This is a genomic window from Geothrix fermentans DSM 14018, from assembly GCF_000428885.1.
Lineage (GTDB): Bacteria > Acidobacteriota > Holophagae > Holophagales > Holophagaceae > Geothrix > Geothrix fermentans.
Map to the genome: position 1 here is coordinate 15718 of NZ_AUAU01000023.1, position 18406 is coordinate 34123.

An 18406-nucleotide genomic window follows, 5' to 3' on the forward strand; every position below is an offset into this window, starting at 1 on the left:
TCTACTCCATGGACCTCCTGCTGGTCGAGGACAAGGACAGCTTCCGGCGCCTGCTCACCCAGGCCCTGGAGGGCTCGGCCTGGACCGTGCGGGCGGTGGCGGACCCCCAAGAGGCGCTGCGGGCGCTGGAGGCCGCGCCCTCCCAGGTGCTGGTGACGGACCTGCGGCTGCCGGGCATGAGCGGCCTGGAGCTGATCCGCCGGGCCCGCCGATTGCACCCCACGCTGCGGGTGGTGCTCATGTCCGCCTTCGGGGAGCCTCGGGACATCGTGGAGGCCATGCGCCTGGGGGCGGAGGACTTCCTGCCCAAGCCCTTCGACCTGGACGTCTTCCTGGCCCTGCTGGACCGCCTGCGGGCCCTGGTGGGCGCGCCGCCCCCGGATCCCGCGGAGCCCTGGATCGCCCACAGCGCCCCCATGCAGGCCCTGGACGAGGCCCTGCGCCGGGCCGCGGGCACGGACCTGCCGGTGCTCTTCCTGGGGGAGCGCGGGGCGGGGAAGGGCCGCTGCGCCCGGAGGCTCCACACCCTGCGGCACCCCGGCGCGCCCTACGCGAGCCTGGCGGCCGCCACCCTGGGGGCGGAAGGACCGGATCCAGCCCTCCTCCAGCGGCTCCAGGGAGGGAGCCTCTACTTGGAGGGCTTGGAGCACCTGGCCCCGGAGGCCGCGGCCCCCCTGGCCCGGGCCATGGATGCCGCCGGACCGGGGCTCCACTGGATGGCCGGGCTGGAGCCGGGGGCCGCCCTGGCCCCGGAGCTGGCCCAGCGCCTGGGCTCGCTGGAGCTGCGGGTGCCGCCCCTGCGGGAGCGCCGGGAGGACCTGCTGGCCCTGGCCCGGGCGATCCTGGAGCGGGCCGCCCGGCTGGAGGGCCGGACCGCCCCCTGGCTGGAGAGGGGCGCCGAGCGCCAGCTGCTGGACCACGCCTGGCCCGGGAACGTGAGGGAGCTGGAGGCCCTGCTGGCCCGGACCCTGGCCCAGTCCGAGGGCCCGGCCATCCGGGGCTTCCCGGACCTGGAGCTGGGCTGCTCCGAGCTCATGAACCTCCCCTGGCCGGCGCCCGGTCCCCTGGACGCCATGGTGAGGGCCGCGGGCCGGTCCGCCGAGGCGCAGCTCCTGCGGCGCGCCCTGGCCCAGGCCGGGGGCGACCTGCCCCGGGCCGCGGAGGAGCTGGGCCTCACGCTGCGCAGCCTGGCCCAGCGCTTGCGGGACCAGGGCATCCCTCTGGAAGATAGAGACAGCCCCGCGCCCCGGAAGGCCCCATGATCCAGGATCCAGCCCAGGCCCCGCCCATCGTCGCCCCGCCCGTGCGGTCGCCGGAAAGCCTCCGCCCCGCGGTGCGCGCGGGCCTCGCGGCGCTCCAGGCCGTGGTGGTGGGGAAGGACACCCAGGTGCGGCGGGCCTTCGCGGCCCTGCTGGCCGGGGGGCACGTGCTGCTGGAGGACCTGCCGGGTGTGGGCAAGACCACCCTGGCCAAGGGCCTCTCGCGCGTATTAGGCGGCAGCTTCCAGCGGGTGCAGGGGACGAACGACCTGCTGCCCTCGGACCTGCTGGGCGTGCACCTCTGGGACGCCAAGGAGCAGGCCTTCCGCTTCCAGCCGGGCCCGATCTTCTGTCAGGTGCTGCTGCTGGACGAGCTGAACCGCATCGGCCCCAAGACCCAGAGCGCCATGCTGGAGGCCATGGTGGAGGGGCAGGTGACACTGGACCGCAGCACCCACCGCCTGCCAGACCCCTTCTTCGTCATCGCCACGCAGAACCCCATGGACCACGCGGGCACCTTCCCCCTGCCGGAGAGCCAGCTGGACCGCTTCTCCTGCTCCCTGCACCTGGGCTACCCGGATCGCGCGGCCGAGCGGCGGATCCTCAAGGGGGAGGCGGGCTCGGAGCGGCTCGACGGGCTGGGCCCGGCCCTGGACCTGGAGGGCTGGCGGCAGGCCCGCGCCGCCGTGCGGTCCGTGCGGGTGGCCGACGCCGTGATGGACTATGCCGAGCGGATGGTGGACCGCATCCGGGCCGGCGGCGGCTTCTGCTCCACCCGGGCGGTCCGGCACTGGCTGGGCCTGTCCCAGGCCGAGGCCTGGCTGGAGGGGCGCGACTACATCACGCCGGACGACCTGCAGGCCACCCTGGCGGACACCATGGCCCACCGGGGCAGCCTGGACGACCGGCGCCTCAACCGCAGCGAGCGCCGGGAGCAGCTGGCCCGCCTGCTCAAAGAGCTGCCCGTGGGATGGGCGGGATGAGGGAGGACGAGACCGTAGGCCAGATCCTGCGGGACGCGCGCGTGGCCAAGGGGCTCTCCCGCGAGATCCTGGCGGTGGAGCTGAAGCTGCCCCTCCGCCACATCGAGGCCATCGAATCCGACGACTGGGCGGCCCTCCCGCCGGGGCGGCCCCGGCCCCTGGCCCGGCAGCTGGCCGAGCGACTGGGGGTGGATCCGGACTTCCACACCGGGGTCTTCCGGACCGTGCCCGGCGTCCAGGAGCTGCCCCCCCCGGATCCCCGGCAGGAGAAGCTGGAGCGCATCGTCATGGCCGTCCTCACCGTCGGCTCGGTGCTGGTGGCGGCCTGGCTGGTGGTGCCCGGCCCCAGCCTCGGCCGGAAGGTGGCCCCGAGCTACCTGACCACCCTGCCCAAGGCCACCCTACCGCCGCCGCCTCCCCCCTCCACCTCGCCCTATCCCGTGCTGGGGGAGCTGCTGCCGGAGGCGCCGCTCAACCAGGAGGGCATCCTCCTCAGCCTGCGCGCCATGGACACCTGCGAGGTGCGCCTGGAGCCCGCCCCTGAGACCGGCGGCCAGGCCCAGACCCACACGCTGCGCGTGTCCGAGCCCTGGCGGCTCCGCGTGAAGGGCCCCTTTTCCCTGAGCCTGGACAATGCGGGCGTGGTGAACGTGGAGGTGGCCGGCGTGCGGATCGTCCACGGCCAGAACGTGGGCGAGGCCTGGACGGGCCGCTTCGATGCCGAGGGTCACTGGCTCCGCCCGGCCCCGCCGCCGGCCCCCGCGCCCGTAGAACCCCAGCCACCCGATGACGAAGAAGACGGAACCGAGTCATGACCCTGAACCCCATCGTCCAGCGCTTCCTCCAGGGCACCCTGCCCGAACCCATGGCCATGACCCTGGTGGGCGGGAGCCTGCCGGTTCCCACCAAGGACCTCCTCCAGGCCCTGGCCCACGCCGCCCTCCGGGAGACGCCCTACACGGCCAAGGCTCTGGAGTGCCTCGGATCCATGCCCGAGTCCATGCTCGCGGGCGCCCTGCTGGAACCCCTGGATCCCCCCGCGCCCCTTCAGCTGGTCCTCTGCCATCGCAAGGAGCCGGCCCTGCTGGAGAAGGCCCTGCTCAACCCCTCGCTCACGGCGGAGATCGTGGAGGCTTCGGTCCCCAGTCTCCCCGGGTCGGTGCTGGAGATCGTGCTGAACAACCAGGTGATGTGGATCGAGCGGCCGCGGATCCTCGACCTTCTGGAGGAGCACCCCGAGGGCGAATACGTCATCAAGCGGCGGGTGAACGAATACCGGTTCGATGTGCTGCGCCTGATCCCCGAGGAGGTCAAGAAGGACCGCCTGGAGATCCTCGACGAGGTGCAGGCCGGGCACCTGGACAAGGCCTGGGCCGAGCTGCCCCTGCCCAAGGAGAAGACGCAGGAGGAGGCCGAGGCGGAGATCGAGTCAGAGGAGATGGCCGCCGAGCGGAGGCTGCTGGCGCAGAAACCGCTGGTGGACGACCAGGGCGAGGAGATCGTCCTCACCCTCTCCCAGCGCGTGGCCAGGCTCCGGACCAACCAGAAGATCATGCTCGCCATCAAGGGCGGGAAGGAGGAGCGCACCATCCTCATCCGCGAGGCCAACCGCCTCATCCAGGTGAACGTCATGCGGAACGGCCGCATCACGGAGGGCGAGGTGGCCTACATCGCCCAGATGCGCACCGTGAACGACGAGGTGCTGCGCATCATCGCCAGCAACCGCGAGTGGATGAAGAAGTACCCCATCACCAAGGCCCTGGTCCTGAATCCGCGCACGCCTCTCCCCCTGGCCATGACCCACTTCAAGCGCCTCCTCGAGAGCGACATGAAGCTGCTGGTGAAGGACCGCAACGTCGCCGAGCTGCTCCGCCGCGAGGCCAAGCGGTACCTGGAGATGAAGGCGTCGGGGAAGGGGTAGCTTTCACCGGTTTTCTGACAGGCCGGAATGTCTCATCAGGGATGAACCGATATGGCACCTCACCCGATCGTTGCTTGCTTCGCCCTGGTCGCCGGGTTGCCGCTGACGGGCGTTTCCGGTTCCGAACCTCCTGCGAGGACGAGCACCCAGCTTGAGCCCAAGCTCATCCGGGATACCGTCGAGGCTCTTTGCCTGCTGCTCAACCAGGAGTATTTTGACCCCGCGGTCGCTGCCAGGACATCTGAGGGCTTGCGGGACCGGCTCTTGAAGGGGCGCTATCTGTTGTTCACCTCGGGAGAGTCTCTGGGAAAGGCTCTGACGGCTGACATGTACGAAATGACCCGGGACAAGCACCTGGTGCTGTCTCCAATCGTGGAGCCATCGCCAAGTCAGGCCATGCCGACCGCGATCGACAGTACCCCCCGGGAGGTCACTGCGCGCCGTTCCAATTTCGGCGTTCAGAGCATCGAGATTCTGCCCGGTAACGTGGGCTATTTCCGTCTCACGGCCTTTTATCGTCCGGCCGAGACCCGCGAAGCCATCGCCTCGGCCATGACCACCTTGCGTCGTGCGGACGCCCTCATCCTCGATCTGAGGGACAACGGGGGCGGATCTTCCGGGACTGTCGCATTGATGGCGAGCTATTTCTTCGAGGCCTCGGGGCTCCCACTTTTCGAGGTGGTGCCGAGACCGCCTGCGAAAGCCACCCGATTTGATACTGAGAGCGCCCCGCTTCAGGACCGGAACGAACAGAGGCCTGTATACATTCTGATTTCCCAGAACACTTGGTCCGGAGGCGAAGGGCTCGCGTTCATCCTCCAGGAGCGCCGCCGTGCGGAGGTGGTGGGCCAGGCGACTCCGGGCGCCGGGAACCAGGGCCGCACTCATCGCCTCAATGCCTGGTTTGAGGTGACCATTTCCAATGGAAGGGTGAGAACGGCGTTCAAGGGAGGCAGCTGGGAAGGTACTGGCGTGACGCCGGATGTCGCGACGCCCCCATCGGATGCTTTGCGAGTCGCCCATGCATGGGCGATCCGCGGGCTGGTCCGGAAGTTCCCGGTCGGGGCCTGGCACGATGTGCTGGTACGCGAACTTGCGACGCTCGAGGGGCAGCATCCGTGAGGAGACTTCCCCATCCGTCATGATTCCCCTCCGGGCGGCGGGCGATGGGGATTCCTCCGCGGCGCCTGCGGCGCCGCTCCGGCCGCGCGAATCGCTGGCACGCCGCTGATTCCTGGCAACAGCCCACTGGGCTGTCGCCAGGGGCGGCTACCTGCCAGCGATTCAGCGACTTCAATCCCCGCCTTTGCCATACTCCAAACTCAAAGGGCCCCGAACGGGGCCCTTTGAGTTTGGAGCGGGCGATGGGGATTGAACCCACGACATCAAGCTTGGGAAGCTTGCGTTCTACCACTGAACTACGCCCGCGGCAGGGGTCCATCCTAGCGCAAGTGCGGAGGCGGGGCCAGCCCCGCTCAGCCCAGGTAGGCTGCGAGGACCCGCTCGTTCCGCCTCAGTTCGTCCGGGGTGCCTTCGACGGCGATGCGGCCCCGCTCCATGACGTAGGCGTGGTCGGCGACTTCGAGGGCGCTCTTGGCGAACTGCTCCACGAGCAGGAGGGTGATGCCCTCCTCCTTGAGGCGCCGGATGGTGCGGAAGACCTCCTGCACGATGACCGGCGCGAGGCCCATGGAGGGCTCGTCCAGCAGCATGACCTTGGGCCGGGCCATGAGGGCGCGGCCGATGGCCAGCATCTGCTGCTCGCCGCCGGAGAGGGTGCCGGAGGCCTGGCGGGCCCGGTCCTTCAGGCGGGGAAACAGCTCGTAGACGCGGTCCAGGTCGGCCTGGGCGCCGGCCTTGAAGCCCAGAAACTTGGGCAGCCGCCCGTAGGCGCCCAGCAGCAGGTTGTCCTCCACGGACAGGGGCCCGAAGACCTTGCGGCCCTCGGGTGAGTGGGCCAGGCCCAGGCGGGCGATGCGGGAGGCGTCAAGGCCCTGCACCTCCTTGCCGTCGAGCAGGACGCGGCCGTGGGAGGGTCTGAGCACGCCGGAGATGGCCCGCATGGTGGTGGTCTTGCCGGCCCCGTTGGCGCCGATGAGCGCCACCACCGCGCCCTGTTTCACGGCCAGGGACGTGCCCACCAGCACCTCGCTGGCGCCATATCCCGCATGAAGATCATCCACGATGAGCATGCTGGTCTCCTTCACGCGGGCTGGGGTTCGGCGGCGGAGGCCTCGGGGCCGCTGGCCTGGCCCAGGTAGGCCTCGATGACCTTGGGATGCCGCTTGACCTCATCCGGCGCGCCTTCGGCGATGATCCGGCCGCCGTCCAGCACCGTCACCTGGTCGCAGAGCTCGCTCACCACGTCCATGTGGTGCTCGATGAGGATGATGGTGACGCCCCGGGCGTGGACGCGCTTGATGATCTCGATCTGCTGGACGACGTCCGGATGGGCGAGGCCCGCCGCGGGCTCGTCGAGGATCAGCAGGTCCGGCTTGCGGGCCAGGGCCCGGGCGATCTCCAGGAAGCGCTGGGCGCCGTAGGTAAGATCCTTGGCCCGGGTCCGCGCCTGGTCCTTCAGGCCGATGAGGTCCAGCAGGGCCAGGGCATCAGCCTGGGCGCGGCGCTCCTCGGTGCGGGCGAAGCCCAGCAGCACCAAGGGCAGGGGCATCCGATAGACGCCCTTGAGGGCCACCATCACGTTCTCCAGGGCCGTGAGTTCGCTGAAGAGCTGGAGGTTCTGGAAGGTGCGCGCCACGCCGGCCCGGGCCACCCGGGTGAGGCTGCCCTGCGGCAGGGTGGCGCCGCGCAGGGAGATCCGCCCGGCTGTGGGCGTGTAGAGGCCCGAAATCACGTTCACCACGGTGCTCTTGCCGGATCCGTTCGGGCCGATGAGGCCGTGGATCGTGCCTGCAAGCACCTGGAGGGAGAGGCCGTCCACGGCCTTCACGCCGCCGAAATGCCGCTTGAGATCCTCCAGGACGAGGAGGGGGCCGTCTCCCTGGGCGTGCTGCGGGAGGACTTCCTCCAGGTTCGACGGTTCGGGCAGGGGCGAGGGGGGGACCCGGAACAGCTTGGCCAGGAAGATGGCCAGGAAGCCCATGAGACCCTCGGGCAGGCCCACCACCACGGAGAAGAGCATCAGGGCGAAGATGCCCTTGCGCCAGTCCTCGGTGTTCTCCACGAAGAAGCCGCCGATGGCGAGGAGGCCCATGGCCACCACGGGGGCGAAGGCCTGGAAGGGGCGCGTGGTCTTCTTCACCAGGCCCCGCAGGCCCGCCGCCAGGGCCACTGCGAATCCGGCTCCGCTGAAGAGATGGAAGAGCGTCCGGTTCGACAGGAGGTTGGGAAGCAGGACCACCACGGTGGCACCCACGAAGGCGCCCCACAGGCTCTTGCGCCCGCCCAGGACCACGCCGAGCAGAAGGATGATCATCAGCTCGTAGACGAAGCTCTGGGGCTGGAGGTACTGGAAGTTGAAGGCGTAGAGGCCCCCTGCGAGGCCGCCCAGGCCGGACCCAAGGGAGAAGGCCGCGACCTTGTGGTAGTAGGTGCCCACGCCCATGGCATCCGTGGCGATGGGGCTGTCGCGCAGGGCCTCGAAGGCCCGGCCCCACTGGGAGGCCAGGAGGTTCCGCATCACCATCCACACCAGGGCCAGCAGGACCAGGCAGAGCCAGAAGAAGATGGGCGGCGTGAGGGTGGTTCCGAACAGCGCCGGCCGGGAGAGGCTCAGCCCCTGGGCGCCGCCCGTGAGACTCTCCAATTCATTGAGGGCCGTGGTGCTGAGCGCCGCGAAGCTGAGGGTGGCCAGGGCGAACTGGGGCCCTTCGAGCCGCAGGGCCGGCAGGGCCAGGAGCGCTCCCAGGAGAAGGCCCACGGCGGTGGCCGCGGCGAGGGCCGGCACCAGGCCGAGGCCCAGCTTGGTGACGACCAGGCCGGCGGTGTAGGCACCCAGGCCCAGGAAGGCCACGTGGGCGAGGTTCACCTGGCCCAGGTAGCCGACGGTGACGTCGAGCCCGATGAGGAGGATGCCGTAGATGGCCAGCAGGGTCAGAAGGCCCAGCGCGTAGGGGTTGACGACCATCAGCGGGATGGTGGCGAGGAAGGCGAAGACGAGGAGCTCCGCACCTCGGAGGAAGAGGATGCGCTTCATCTCAGACCTTCCGGATGACGGCCTTGCCGAAGACGCCGGTGGGGCGCACGGCCAGGGCGAGGATCAGCAGGGTGAGGCTCGGCGCTTCGCGCCAGCCGCTGCCCAGGTAGAAGCTGGCCAGGCTCTCCAGCACACCCAGGGCCATGCCGATGAGCACCACGCCGAAGCCCGAGTCCAGGCCCGCCACCACGGCCACGGAGAAGGCCTTGAGGATGAGGGCCGAGGCCATGGTGGGGCCGACGGTGGTGATGGGGGAGACGAGGATGCCGGCCAGGGCCGCGACGGTGCCGGACAGGGCGTAGGACAGCATCACCGTGCGGGTGGCGCTGATGCCCATGAGTTCGGCCGCGTCGCGATCGGCGGAGACAGCCTCGAAGGCCTTGCCCAGCAGGGTGCGGCGCTTGAACAGTTCGATGAGGCCCATGATGGCGAAGACGCCCACGGCCACGGAGAGCTCCAGCCGTGTGACATCCACCCCGAACACATGGATGGGATCGGCGGAGATGGGCGTGGGGAAGGGGCGGTCGTCGCGGCCCCAGATGTTCTCGGCGGCGGAGAAGAAGAAGAGGCCCAGGATGATCGAGAGCAGGATCCAGCCCTCGCTCTTCTGCTCGAGGGCGAGGCGGACGCCGGTCCGCTCGACGACCAGGCCCAGCAGGGCCCCGAAGAGCAGGCCGCCGGGGACCATGGCCCAGTAGGGCAGGCCCAGGTTGGTGAGGGTGAGGCTGAAGAAGGCGGACACCATCACCAGCTCGCCCTGGCCGAAGTTGATGCTCTTGCTGGTGGCGTAGGTGAGCTGGAAGCCATAGGCGATGAGGGCGTAGACGAGGCCCATGAGGGCGCCGCTGACGGCCATCTGTCCGATGATCGAAGGGTTCATGGCGGTCCTGCCTCGGTGGGGGCGGAAAAGGCGGGGGGCCGAAGCCCCCCGGGTGGTGATCGTCGTGGATCGGCTACTTGGTCTTGCCCTTGGCCTTGGCGGCCGGCTTCGCGGTGGCGGGCTTGGCCGGGGTGCCGGCGGCTTCCTTGATGAGGCGGGCCTTGTCCGAGGCGTTGCCGAAGACCACGCGGCCGTCCTGCACCATGCCCATGACGACCTGCTCGCGGCGGAAGGCCTCATGGGTGGTCACGTCGGCGGGATTCCACTTGGTGTAGGGGTGGTTCCAGGTGGCGATGACGCCCTTCACGGGCTCCTTCAGGTCCTCCAGGGCGGCCTTGATCTTGTGGGTGTCGGTGCTGCCGGCCTGCTTGACGGCGGCGGCGAAGATGAGCACGGCATCGTAGCCCTGGGCGGCGGCCACGGCAGAGGGGATGCGGTCCACCTTGTAGGTCTTGTGGTAGCCGTCGATGAAGGCCTTGGCCTTGGGGGTGATGGGGTCCTCGATGAAGGTCTGGGGCATGAGGGTGCCATTCCCGTTCTTGCCGGCGTTGTCGATGTAGTTGGACATGGACAGGGTCCAGCCGCCGATGAGGGGGGCCTTCATGCCGATCTTGGCCATGCCGTTGGACACGGCGGCCAGCTCGGGGCCGATGGCCCAGATGAGGACGGCCTGGGCGCCGGCGGCCTTGGCGCGGAGCAGCTGGGCGGTCATGTCCTTGTCGCCGATGTTGAACTTCTCCTGGGCCACGACCTGGAGCTTGTTCCCCTGCAGCTTGATCTGGTTCAGCATGTCGTCCCGGCCGGAGACGCCGTAGTTGGTGGAGTCGAAGATCACGGCCACCTTGGTGAAGTGGCGGTTGATGGCCTCCTCGACCACCATGGCGGCCTGGATGCCGTCATGGGCGGCGAAGCGGAAGATGGAGAGGTCCTTCACGCCGGCCTTGCTCCACTGGGTCATGGAGGCGGAGCCCGCCGCGGGGCAGATGATCTTGGTGACGCCCTTCTCCTGGAGGTGCTTGTCGCCGGCCATGCAGACGCCGGTGTTCACGGTGCCGATGACGCCGGAGAGGTCGCCCATGGCGGCCAGCTCCTGGGCGATGAGGGCGCCGCGCTCGTTCTTGGCCTCGTCGTCGCGCTCGATGACCTCGATCTTCATCTTCTTGTTGCCCACCTGGATGCCGCCCGCGGCGTTGATCTCCGCGATGGCCAGCTTGGCGCCGTCGCGCGTGGAGGCGCCCATGGGGGCGGAGCCGCCCGTGAACGGGCCGGTGATGGCGAGCTTGACCGTATCCCCGGCATGGAGGCCGAGGGCCGCCAGGAAAAGGGATCCATAGAGGGTCTGCCTGAGCATGGGGGTCTCCTTGGAAGCAGGTTGTGGGAAAGTGGGACGGATTATGGCAGGTTGCGCCAGATAGGGTGAGGCTTCCGATGGCGGCGGCCCGCTCGCGGATTCCGGCGAACCGGGGCCGGCTTGACGGGGCTCTGGGAGAGGATCTGCCCCCATGGTCGTACGGCCCCCGGCGGGACTGGGCTGGAAATTCGCCCACCGGCTTCCGGGGGGCGCCATCCGGCCGGAATCCGGGCCGGAGCGGTCGGAATGCCCGGCCGAGCGGGGCCCCGGGAAGGTCCAGGCCCGGCGGGAACCCGGTATCGTTGGAAACCGCCCCCTGGAAAGGAGGGACCATGAAGCTGCTGTTCTCCCTCGTCCAGGTGGCGTCCTTCTTCCTGTTCGTGGCGTACGCCTACTGCAACTCGCCCATGTTCCGGATGCGGCGCCTGGAAACCGCCTCGCGGCGGGACCTGGCCGTCATGTACTTCTTCTTCTCGGTGATCTCCATCGGGGGAACCTACCTCGGCCTTCCGGTGCACGGGGCCCTGGCCAACACCCGGGCCATCGGGCCGGTCCTGGCCGGCCTGGTGGGAGGGCCCTACCTGGGGCTCGCGGTGGGGCTCACCGGAGGGCTGCACCGCTACTTCTACGGCGGGTTCACGGCCCTCGCCTGCGGTGTGTCCACCACGGTGGAGGGCCTGCTGGGAGGCGCCGTCCACCTCTATCTGGCGCGGCGGTACGGCCCGGAACGGCCGCTCAGCCCCCTCACGGCGCTGGTCACGATGATGGTGGCGGAGGCCACCCAGATGCTCATCATCCTGCTGGTGGCGCGGCCCTTCCCGGACGCGCTCCAGCTCGTGGAGGTCATCGCCTTCCCCATGATCGCCGCCAACTCCGCGGGGGCCGCGATCTTCATGAGCATCCTGAAGGACCGCCGCGACCTCTACGACCAGGTGGGGGCCGCCTCCACGGCCCGGGCCCTGCGCATCGCGGGGCGGACCCTGGGGCCGCTGGCCAAGGGCTTCACGCCCGAGGTGGCCCCGGACCTGGCGAAGATCATCCTGGAGGAGACGGGGGTCGGGGCCGTGGCCATCACGGACACTCAGACCGTGCTCGCCTTCGTCGGCATCGGCTCGGACCACCACAAGCCGGGCATGGCCCTCGCGGCCGAGTGCCACCGGGCCATCACCCAGCGCGACGTCCTGTTCATGGACGGCGCCCACGAGCCCTACCACTGCGGCTACTCGGACCAGTGCACCCTGGGCTCGGTGCTGGTGGTCCCCCTCCAGGTGGATGGCGAGGTGATCGGGACCATCAAGCTCTTCGAGCCCGCCAGCAAGCGCTTCCTGAGCATCAACCGCACCCTGGGCGAGGGTCTGGCCCACCTCCTGGCGACCCAGCTGCTCCGGGCGCGCTACGAAGAACAGAAGAACCTGCTGGTGCTGGCGGAGCTGAAGCTGGCCCACGCCCAGATCAATCCCCACTTCCTGTTCAACTCGCTGACCACCATCCAGGCCATCATGCGGCGCGACGCGAACCGGGCCCGGGAGCTGCTCAACCACCTCTCCACCTTCTTCCGCATGAACCTCAAGCGCAGCCCCGAGTTCTCCACCCTGGAGGAGGAGCTCACCCACGTGAACGCCTACCTGGAGATCGAGAAGGCCCGCTTCCAGGAACAGCTGACCGTGGAGATCGACGTGGACCCCTCCATGCTCCAGGTGAAGCTGCCCACCTTCACGCTCCAGCCCCTCCTGGAGAACGCCATCAAGCACGGCATCGCCGACAAGCTGGAGCCGGGCTCGGCGCGGATCCACGCCTTCTGGGAGGACGGCGCCGCCCGGATCGACGTGGAGGACGACGCAGGCACCTACTTCGAGCGCGGGGAGCGCGGGAAGGACGGCCTGGGCCTCGGCATCGTGGAGAAGCGCATCCGCAACCTCCTGAAGGGCGGATCCGGCCTGACCGTGGCCTGCGACCCCCATGTGCGGACCTGCGTCTCGATCCGCATCCCCGCGGAGGAGGCCCGGGCGTCATGATGCGGACCCTGATCGTCGACGACGAGATGCATGTGCGGGAGGAGCTGGAGACGCTCCTGTCCGAGACCGGGGAGTACCTGGTGCTGGGAACCTGCTCCAACGCGATCCAGGCCCTGCGCGCGGTGAAGGCCATGCGGCCCGAGGTGATGTTCCTGGACATCCACATGCCCAAGGTGGACGGCTTCCAGTTCCTGGGGATGCTCGACCCGGAGCAGATGCCCCTGGTGGTGTTCGTGACGGCCTACGACGAGTACGCCCTCAAGGCCTTCGAGGAGAGCGCCCTCGACTACCTGCTCAAGCCCGTCCAGGCGGACCGCCTCGCCCGCACCACCGAGAAGCTGAAGCGGTTCCTCCGGGAGGGGAGCCGGCCGGCCTACAGCAGCCCCTCTCTCGAGCGGATCCCCTGCATCTCCGGCCACGGCATCAAGCTCGTCGACGTGGCCGAGGTCGAGTTCGTGCGGTCCAGCGAGAGCGGCGTGCACCTCGTGACCGACAAGGGGGAGTTCCTCACCGAGCTCACGCTGACCGTCCTGGAGACCAAGGTCCCCCACCTGGCCCGCTGCCACAAGCAGGTGCTGGTGAACCTGCGCCAGATCGACGAGATCCTCCGCCAGGACGCCGCCTCCCTCATCCGGACGCGGTCCGGGAAGGTCGTGCCCGTCAGCCGCCGGTTTCTGTCCTCGCTGAAGGAGCGGCTGCTGATCCACTGAGGCGGGCCAGGATCCAGGCCAGCAGCGGCTCCCCGCCGGACACGCGCTGCTCCGCCACGTACAGGGGGAACTCCAGGACGGAGCGGTGGGCGGGACCGAGCTTGACCGCGTCCTTCTCGGTGCAGACCAGCCAGGCCGAGCCCAGTTCCCGGGCCCTGGACTGGAGCCAGGCCAGTCCCGTCTCGGTGGGGCCCTGGTGGTCCGGGTAGCTGTGGGTCCCGGACCAGGCCTGGCCGGCCACCAGCAGGTCGGCGTAGAAGGCCTCCGGGTGGCCCAGCCCGCACCAGGCGAAGGCGGGGCCCTGGCCGGGCAGGGGGATGGGCTGGCGGTCCTCCGGGCCCCAGCGGCGCAGGGAACCCAGGGCGAAGTCCACCCAGAAGACCGGCCCTCCGCTGCCGTGGCGGGCCCACCAGGCCTCCACCGCCGGGCGGTCCTTCACGCGGGCGGCCCGCGTGACCACGAGCGCATGGGCCCGGCGGGCGCTGTCCATGGGCTCGCGCAGGTCCCCCAGGGGCAGCAGGCGCCCGTTCCCCCAGAGCCGCACGCCGTCGAGCACCAGGAGGTCCAGGTCCCGGTGCAGGGCGCGGTGCTGGAAGCCGTCGTCCAGCAGCAGGCAGCGCAGCTCCGGCCGCTGGGCCAGGGCCCGCAGGGCGGCGGCATGGCGCTTCCGGCCCACCACCACCCGCTCCGGCCCCAGGCGCCGGGCCATGAGGAGGGGCTCGTCGCCGGTCTGGCGGGGGTCTGAATCCGGCTCCACGCTCATGGGGTCGATGTCGCGCCGCCCCCCGTAGCCCCGGGACAGCACGGCGTTGGCCCAGCCCGCCGCCTCGAGGCCCTCGGCCAGGAACAGGGTGAGTGGCGTCTTCCCGGTCCCCCCGGCGCTCAGGTTGCCGACGGACACCACCGGCACGGACACCCGTGCGGCCCGCTCCGGATGGGCATCGAAGCTGCGGTTCCGGGCGCGCACCACCATCCCGTACAAGGGGGACAGGGGAGCCGCCAGATAGCGCAGAATGGACATGGCATCAGGTTAGCGGAGGTGTGGATGAGCGAGGGGATCCTGCTGGAGCCGGTGGCGCGGGGGACGCTGCTTCCGGAAGCCGCGCGGGTGGCGCGCCTGGAGGCGGCCCTCCCCCAGATCCTCGCCGCCCTGGAGGGCGAAACGGACGAAGTGGCCGTGGAGGCGACCCTGGCCTGCCTCCTGTGGGAGACCCTGCCCCAGGCGAACTGGTGCGGTTTCTACAGGCGCGTGGCCGACCGGATGCTGGCCGTGGGCCCCTACCAGGGCGGCATGGGTTGCCTGCGCATCCCCTTCGAGCGGGGTGTCTGCGGCGCCTGCGCCCGCACGGAAACCACCCAACTCGTGCCCGATGTGCATGCTTTTCCCGGCCACATCGCCTGCGACGACGCCACGCGCTCGGAACTGGTGATCCCCATCACGGTTGGCGGGCAGCTCCGGGCCGTGCTTGACCTCGATTCGCCGCACCCGGACGGGTTCTCGGGCGCCGAGGCCCGGACCTTGGAATCCCTGCTGGCCCGGGTATTCTCAAGTGCGGTTTTCCCAACGCCTGGCATGGGTTAACCTAGGGCACTCTCCGGGATTTTCATGGCAGAACCCAGCTTCATCGAACAAAGCAAGCTGCGCTTCCGTGAAGGCGAGGTCATCTTCCGTAAAGGCGAGATGGCCCAACAGATGTACATCATCCTCTCCGGCAAGGTCCGGCTGTACGTCTCGGAGGAGCCCAAGGGGGAATGGGCCGAGGAACTGGCCAAGGGCGATTTCTTCGGGGAGGGCAGCCTGCTGGAGGCCCTGCCGCGCCAGCACACGGCGCTGGCCCTGGAGGACTCGGATCTCATCGCCATCAACCGCGGCACCTTCATGCGCATGATCCGGCAGAACCCGGAAGTGTCCGTGAAGATGATGCAGCGCCTGGCGCAGCGGCACCGGGAGCTGGGCGAGCGGGTGGAGGAGCTGGATGCCAGCCGGCCCGCCAAGGCCGCGGGGACGCCCGTGGCGAACCTCGTGTCCGTGCTCAGCGGCAAGCCCCACCCCATCCTGGCCCACGGCTCCCTCATCGGGCGCTTCGACCCCACCACGGGCGTGCATCCCGACATCGACCTCACCGAGGAGGACCACAACCTCAGCGTATCCCGGCGCCATGCCCGCATCCTGTGCGAGCACGGCCGCTACTTCCTGCTGGAGGAGCCGGGTGTGGCCAACGGCACCTTCGTGCGGGGGGAGCGCATCCAGCCCGGCGAGCCCCGGGAGCTCAAGCACGGGGACCGCGTGGGCTTCGGCATGGTGGTGCTCTTCTTCGAAAAGAGCTAACTTTCCACCGGACGAGCGCGGGAGGCGGCCATGGGTACGGACCTGCACGTCGAGTTGTGGCGGGATGAGCACGGCGTCATCCGGGAGCTGGTGCAGTTCGGCCTGGATGAGATCGGGGGCGCCTGCGTCATCCGGGAGCGGAACAGCCTGGACGCCCTGGATGGCGACGTGAACGAGGGCGACATGGTGGTCGCCCGCTTCGGCGACCCCGAGGACGCCCGGGACTTCCTGCGCGACGAGGGCTTCGAGCCCGTGTGATTTCTGTGTCCTCCGGAATGCCGCCCAGCTGCGCTTGGCGGCATTCCGGAGCAATGAACGACGCTCTGGAGGAGGAACCCCACAATGAATTCCCTGTTCATCCCCGCCGACCGCGAGGCCCTGTCCCACCGCCTGGCTGCGCTGGAGCCCGGGGCCGCCCGGCAGTGGGGGAAGATGGACCCGGCCCAGATGCTCTGCCACTGCGCCATCTCCATGGGCGACCCCCTCGGCGAGCGGTCGGCGAAGCAGGTCTTCCTCGGCAAGCTGGTCACCCCCTTCATCCGTGGCGCCGTCTTCGGAGGCAAGCCCTTCCGCCGCAACTCACCGACGGACCCGACCTTCGTGGTGTCGGCCTCCACGGATTTCGAGGCCGAGCGGATCCGCCTGGCCACCCTCATCGACCGGGTGGTCCAGCGCGGCGCCGCGAAGACAGAAGGCCTCGTCCACCCCTTCTTCGGCCGCCTCAGCGGCGAGGAGTGGGGCATCCTGATCTACAAGCACCTTGACCATCATTTGAGGCAGTTCGGGGTCTGAGCCTTTCCCTTCCTCCAAAAACGAAGCCCGGCCGAGGCCGGGCTTCGTTTTTGGAGCATGGAACAGCGATCAGTTGGAACCGATGCCCATGGCCTTCGCGGCCTTGGTGAGCTCGGGCACGACCTCGAACAGATCACCCACGATCCCGTAGTTCGCCAGCTTGAAGATGGGGGCCTCGGGGTCCTTGTTGATGGCGACGATGAACTTGGAGCCGCTCATGCCGGCGATGTGCTGGATGGCGCCGCTGATGCCGCAGGCGATGTAGAGGGTGGGGCTCACGACCTTGCCGGTCTGGCCCACCTGCATGCTGTGGGGCAGGCCCCAGCCCGCGTCCACGGCGGCACGGGAGGCGCCGACCACGCCGCCCAGGGCGTCCGCCAGCTCCTCGAGGATCTTGAAGTTGGCGCCGTCCTTCATGCCGCGGCCGCCGCTCACGATGACATTGGCTTCGCTGAGGTCCACCTTGCCGCTGGCCTTGGCGAGGATCTCCTTCACCACGGACTTGAAGTCCCCGGCGGGGGCGGCGAGGGCCTCCGTGGCGCCGGCGCCGGCCTTTTCGGCGGCGGGGAACACGTTGGGGCGGGTGGTGGCGGTCTGGACGGCGCTGGCGAAGGAGGTGGTGGCGAAGGCCTTGCCGGCGTAGACCGGGCGCACGGCCTGGAGCTTGCCGTCCACCATGGAGAGGCCGGTGACGTCGGAGGCGTAGCCGGCGCCCAGGCGGGCGGCGGCGCGGGGGAGCACGTCCTTGCCCACGGCGGTGGCGGCGGCCAGCAGCACCGTGGCGCCCTTGGCCTTGACCGCATCGGCCAGGACGGTCGCGAAGGCGTCGCTGGAGTAGGAGGCCAGGCTGGGGCCCTCGGCGGTGAGGATCACGTCCGCGCCGAACTTGGCGGCCTCGGCGGCACCGGCGCAGGACGCGCCGGCGAAGAGGGCGCCGAGCTTCTTGCCGGAGGCGTCGGCCAGGCGGCGGCCCTCGCTGAGGGCTTCCGCGCTGGGCTTGCGGATCTGGCCGTCCTTCAGTTCACAGAACACGAGAATCATGGAATCGTCCTTTCGAGTCGGGGGTCGGCGGGAAGGCTAGAAGACCTTGGCTTCGTCCTTGAGGGCCTGCAGCAGGGCCTGGGCCTGCTGGGCGGCGTCGCCCTGCAGGAGCCGGCCGGCGGGCCGCTCGGGGGGCAGGGCCAGGGCGCTCACCTGGGCGGCGGTGGTGACGGCCGCGGCGTCCAGTTCCTCGATGGTCTTCTTCTTGGCGGCCATGATGCCCTTGAGGCTGGCGTAGCGGGGCTCGTTGAGGCCCTTCTGCGCGGTGATGACCGCGGGCAGGGCGCCCTCGACGATCTCGGAGCCGCCTTCGATCTCGCGCTCGGCCTTGAAGGTGCCGTCACCCAGCTCCAGCTTCACGATCACGTTGGCCTGGGCCACGCCGAGCAGCTCGGCCAGCATGGGGCCCATGGCGGCGTTGTCGCCGCCGAGTCCCTTGTTGCCGCAGAGGATCAGGTCGAAGCCCTTGTCCTTGGCATAGGCGGCGATCACCTGGGCCACGGCGTAGGGGTCGCCCTGGCCTTCCCCCTTCAGCAGGACGGCGCTGTCGGCGCCCAGGGCGAGGGCGTTCTTCAGGACATCCTTGGAGGCATCGGAACCCACGGAGAGGGCCACCACCTCGGCGCCCTTGCCCTCCTTGAGGCGGATGGCCTCCTCCAGCGCGTATTCGTCGTAGGGGCTGGTGATCCACTTGACGTCCGCGGGATCGAGGGATTTGCCATCCGCGGCGACTTTGATCTTGGTCTCAGTATCGGGGACCTGTTTGAGGGCGACGAGGATCTTCATGGGCGCTCCCTGATGCGTCGTGAATGTGCCGGTCTGGACCGGGGGAAAATGAATTCTAGCGCGGCGTGACCTTCCACCTTAGCGGCCTTTGAGGATCTTTGTGCCGGTAATCACGTGCCTGTCTCCAGGTAAGTTGCAGCTGTCTCCAGGTAGGTGGGGCCAGCCTTCCGGTAAGGTGGTCGG

General features: G+C 69.5%; 18 protein-coding genes and 1 tRNA gene. 11 read left to right on the forward strand and 8 right to left on the reverse strand.

Going from position 1 to position 18406, the window contains the following annotated elements; genetic code table 11:
• Positions 1-8: 8 nt before the first annotated feature.
• Genes G398_RS0108460 through G398_RS0108480 form a run of 5 tightly spaced genes read left to right on the forward strand, consistent with a single transcriptional unit; the run spans position 9 to position 5285 of the window.
• On the forward strand, positions 9-1262 hold the full coding sequence (locus G398_RS0108460) for a sigma-54-dependent transcriptional regulator (RefSeq protein ID WP_026853282.1): 1254 nt from the start codon (positions 9-11) through the stop codon (positions 1260-1262).
• The gene (locus G398_RS17225; RefSeq protein ID WP_084512312.1) at positions 1259-2242 is read left to right on the forward strand and encodes an AAA family ATPase; all 984 of its coding nucleotides are present in this window, start codon (positions 1259-1261) and stop codon (positions 2240-2242) included. Before G398_RS0108460 ends, G398_RS17225 begins: the two co-directional genes overlap by 4 nt.
• Entirely contained in the window at positions 2239-3057 is an 819-nt protein-coding gene (locus G398_RS0108470) for a helix-turn-helix domain-containing protein (protein ID WP_026853283.1), read from the forward strand. The genes G398_RS17225 and G398_RS0108470 overlap by 4 nt, the downstream gene beginning before the upstream one ends.
• Positions 3054-4163, forward strand: coding sequence for a hypothetical protein (locus tag G398_RS19570; RefSeq protein WP_052571699.1), 1110 nt, complete (start codon positions 3054-3056; stop codon positions 4161-4163). Before G398_RS0108470 ends, G398_RS19570 begins: the two co-directional genes overlap by 4 nt.
• Before the next feature lie 51 nt (positions 4164-4214).
• Positions 4215-5285 carry a S41 family peptidase gene (locus G398_RS0108480; protein ID WP_026853284.1) on the forward strand — a complete coding sequence of 357 codons (1071 nt, stop codon included), beginning with the start codon at positions 4215-4217 and terminating at the stop codon, positions 5283-5285.
• Between the two features lie 231 nt (positions 5286-5516).
• Here G398_RS0108480 and G398_RS0108485 read toward each other — a convergent pair.
• The 5 genes from G398_RS0108485 to G398_RS17235 form a co-directional block, all read right to left on the reverse strand.
• Positions 5517-5591 (reverse strand) — tRNA-Gly (locus G398_RS0108485).
• A 47-nt stretch (positions 5592-5638) separates the two neighbouring features.
• Positions 5639-6355, reverse strand: a complete 717-nt coding sequence (locus G398_RS0108490) for an ABC transporter ATP-binding protein (RefSeq protein WP_026853285.1) — start codon at positions 6353-6355, stop codon at positions 5639-5641.
• Positions 6356-6366: 11 nt separating this feature from the next.
• Complete coding sequence (locus tag G398_RS0108495) at positions 6367-8319, reverse strand: branched-chain amino acid ABC transporter ATP-binding protein/permease (protein ID WP_026853286.1); 1953 nt, start codon at positions 8317-8319, stop codon at positions 6367-6369.
• 1 nt (position 8320) lies between these two features.
• Positions 8321-9199, reverse strand: a complete 879-nt coding sequence (locus G398_RS0108500) for a branched-chain amino acid ABC transporter permease (RefSeq protein WP_026853287.1) — start codon at positions 9197-9199, stop codon at positions 8321-8323.
• Between the two features lie 73 nt (positions 9200-9272).
• Entirely contained in the window at positions 9273-10550 is a 1278-nt protein-coding gene (locus G398_RS17235; RefSeq protein WP_052571700.1) for an ABC transporter substrate-binding protein, read from the reverse strand.
• 332 nt (positions 10551-10882) lie between these two features.
• Here G398_RS17235 and G398_RS0108510 point away from each other — a divergent pair, with 332 nt between their 5' ends.
• Both G398_RS0108510 and btsR read left to right on the forward strand, forming a co-directional pair.
• On the forward strand, positions 10883-12565 hold the full coding sequence (locus G398_RS0108510) for a sensor histidine kinase (RefSeq protein WP_026853288.1): 1683 nt from the start codon (positions 10883-10885) through the stop codon (positions 12563-12565).
• On the forward strand, positions 12562-13275 hold the full coding sequence (gene btsR / locus G398_RS0108515; protein WP_026853289.1) for a two-component system response regulator BtsR: 714 nt from the start codon (positions 12562-12564) through the stop codon (positions 13273-13275). Before G398_RS0108510 ends, btsR begins: the two co-directional genes overlap by 4 nt.
• Here the strand turns inward: btsR and lpxK are convergent.
• Positions 13226-14296: a tetraacyldisaccharide 4'-kinase gene (gene lpxK, locus G398_RS17240; protein ID WP_052571701.1), complete on the reverse strand. Its 1071-nt coding sequence runs from the start codon at positions 14294-14296 to the stop codon at positions 13226-13228. The two genes, btsR and lpxK, sit on opposite strands and share 50 nt — an antisense overlap.
• A gap of 24 nt (positions 14297-14320) precedes the next feature.
• Between lpxK and G398_RS0108525 the strand changes: the two genes are divergently transcribed.
• The 4 genes from G398_RS0108525 (at position 14321) to G398_RS0108540 (ending at position 16396) form a co-directional block, all read left to right on the forward strand.
• Complete coding sequence (locus G398_RS0108525; RefSeq protein WP_084512318.1) at positions 14321-14857, forward strand: GAF domain-containing protein; 537 nt, start codon at positions 14321-14323, stop codon at positions 14855-14857.
• A gap of 24 nt (positions 14858-14881) precedes the next feature.
• Positions 14882-15604 carry a cyclic nucleotide-binding domain-containing protein gene (locus G398_RS19575; RefSeq protein ID WP_052571702.1) on the forward strand — a complete coding sequence of 241 codons (723 nt, stop codon included), beginning with the start codon at positions 14882-14884 and terminating at the stop codon, positions 15602-15604.
• A 30-nt stretch (positions 15605-15634) separates the two neighbouring features.
• Complete coding sequence (locus G398_RS0108535) at positions 15635-15862, forward strand: hypothetical protein (RefSeq protein WP_026853291.1); 228 nt, start codon at positions 15635-15637, stop codon at positions 15860-15862.
• Between the two features lie 84 nt (positions 15863-15946).
• Entirely contained in the window at positions 15947-16396 is a 450-nt protein-coding gene (locus G398_RS0108540) for a DUF1569 domain-containing protein (protein ID WP_026853292.1), read from the forward strand.
• A gap of 69 nt (positions 16397-16465) precedes the next feature.
• Here the strand turns inward: G398_RS0108540 and G398_RS0108545 are convergent, their stop codons facing one another.
• Complete coding sequence (locus tag G398_RS0108545) at positions 16466-17437, reverse strand: electron transfer flavoprotein subunit alpha/FixB family protein (protein WP_026853293.1); 972 nt, start codon at positions 17435-17437, stop codon at positions 16466-16468.
• Positions 17438-17473: 36 nt separating this feature from the next.
• Entirely contained in the window at positions 17474-18223 is a 750-nt protein-coding gene (locus G398_RS0108550; protein WP_026853294.1) for an electron transfer flavoprotein subunit beta/FixA family protein, read from the reverse strand.
• Between the last annotated feature and the right edge of the window lie 183 nt (positions 18224-18406).

Coding starts and splice junctions, on each gene's coding strand:
- G398_RS0108460 (WP_026853282.1), top strand. CDS start 9: ATGGACCTCCTGCTGGTCGAGGACAAGGACAGCTTCCGGCGCCTGCTC.
- G398_RS17225 (WP_084512312.1), top strand. CDS start 1,259: ATGATCCAGGATCCAGCCCAGGCCCCGCCCATCGTCGCCCCGCCCGTG.
- G398_RS0108470 (WP_026853283.1), top strand. CDS start 2,239: ATGAGGGAGGACGAGACCGTAGGCCAGATCCTGCGGGACGCGCGCGTG.
- G398_RS19570 (WP_052571699.1), top strand. CDS start 3,054: ATGACCCTGAACCCCATCGTCCAGCGCTTCCTCCAGGGCACCCTGCCC.
- G398_RS0108480 (WP_026853284.1), top strand. CDS start 4,215: ATGGCACCTCACCCGATCGTTGCTTGCTTCGCCCTGGTCGCCGGGTTG.
- G398_RS0108490 (WP_026853285.1), bottom strand. CDS start 6,355: ATGCTCATCGTGGATGATCTTCATGCGGGATATGGCGCCAGCGAGGTG.
- G398_RS0108495 (WP_026853286.1), bottom strand. CDS start 8,319: ATGAAGCGCATCCTCTTCCTCCGAGGTGCGGAGCTCCTCGTCTTCGCC.
- G398_RS0108500 (WP_026853287.1), bottom strand. CDS start 9,199: ATGAACCCTTCGATCATCGGACAGATGGCCGTCAGCGGCGCCCTCATG.
- G398_RS17235 (WP_052571700.1), bottom strand. CDS start 10,550: ATGCTCAGGCAGACCCTCTATGGATCCCTTTTCCTGGCGGCCCTCGGC.
- G398_RS0108510 (WP_026853288.1), top strand. CDS start 10,883: ATGAAGCTGCTGTTCTCCCTCGTCCAGGTGGCGTCCTTCTTCCTGTTC.
- btsR (WP_026853289.1), top strand. CDS start 12,562: ATGATGCGGACCCTGATCGTCGACGACGAGATGCATGTGCGGGAGGAG.
- lpxK (WP_052571701.1), bottom strand. CDS start 14,296: ATGTCCATTCTGCGCTATCTGGCGGCTCCCCTGTCCCCCTTGTACGGG.
- G398_RS0108525 (WP_084512318.1), top strand. CDS start 14,321: ATGAGCGAGGGGATCCTGCTGGAGCCGGTGGCGCGGGGGACGCTGCTT.
- G398_RS19575 (WP_052571702.1), top strand. CDS start 14,882: ATGGCAGAACCCAGCTTCATCGAACAAAGCAAGCTGCGCTTCCGTGAA.
- G398_RS0108535 (WP_026853291.1), top strand. CDS start 15,635: ATGGGTACGGACCTGCACGTCGAGTTGTGGCGGGATGAGCACGGCGTC.
- G398_RS0108540 (WP_026853292.1), top strand. CDS start 15,947: ATGAATTCCCTGTTCATCCCCGCCGACCGCGAGGCCCTGTCCCACCGC.
- G398_RS0108545 (WP_026853293.1), bottom strand. CDS start 17,437: ATGATTCTCGTGTTCTGTGAACTGAAGGACGGCCAGATCCGCAAGCCC.
- G398_RS0108550 (WP_026853294.1), bottom strand. CDS start 18,223: ATGAAGATCCTCGTCGCCCTCAAACAGGTCCCCGATACTGAGACCAAG.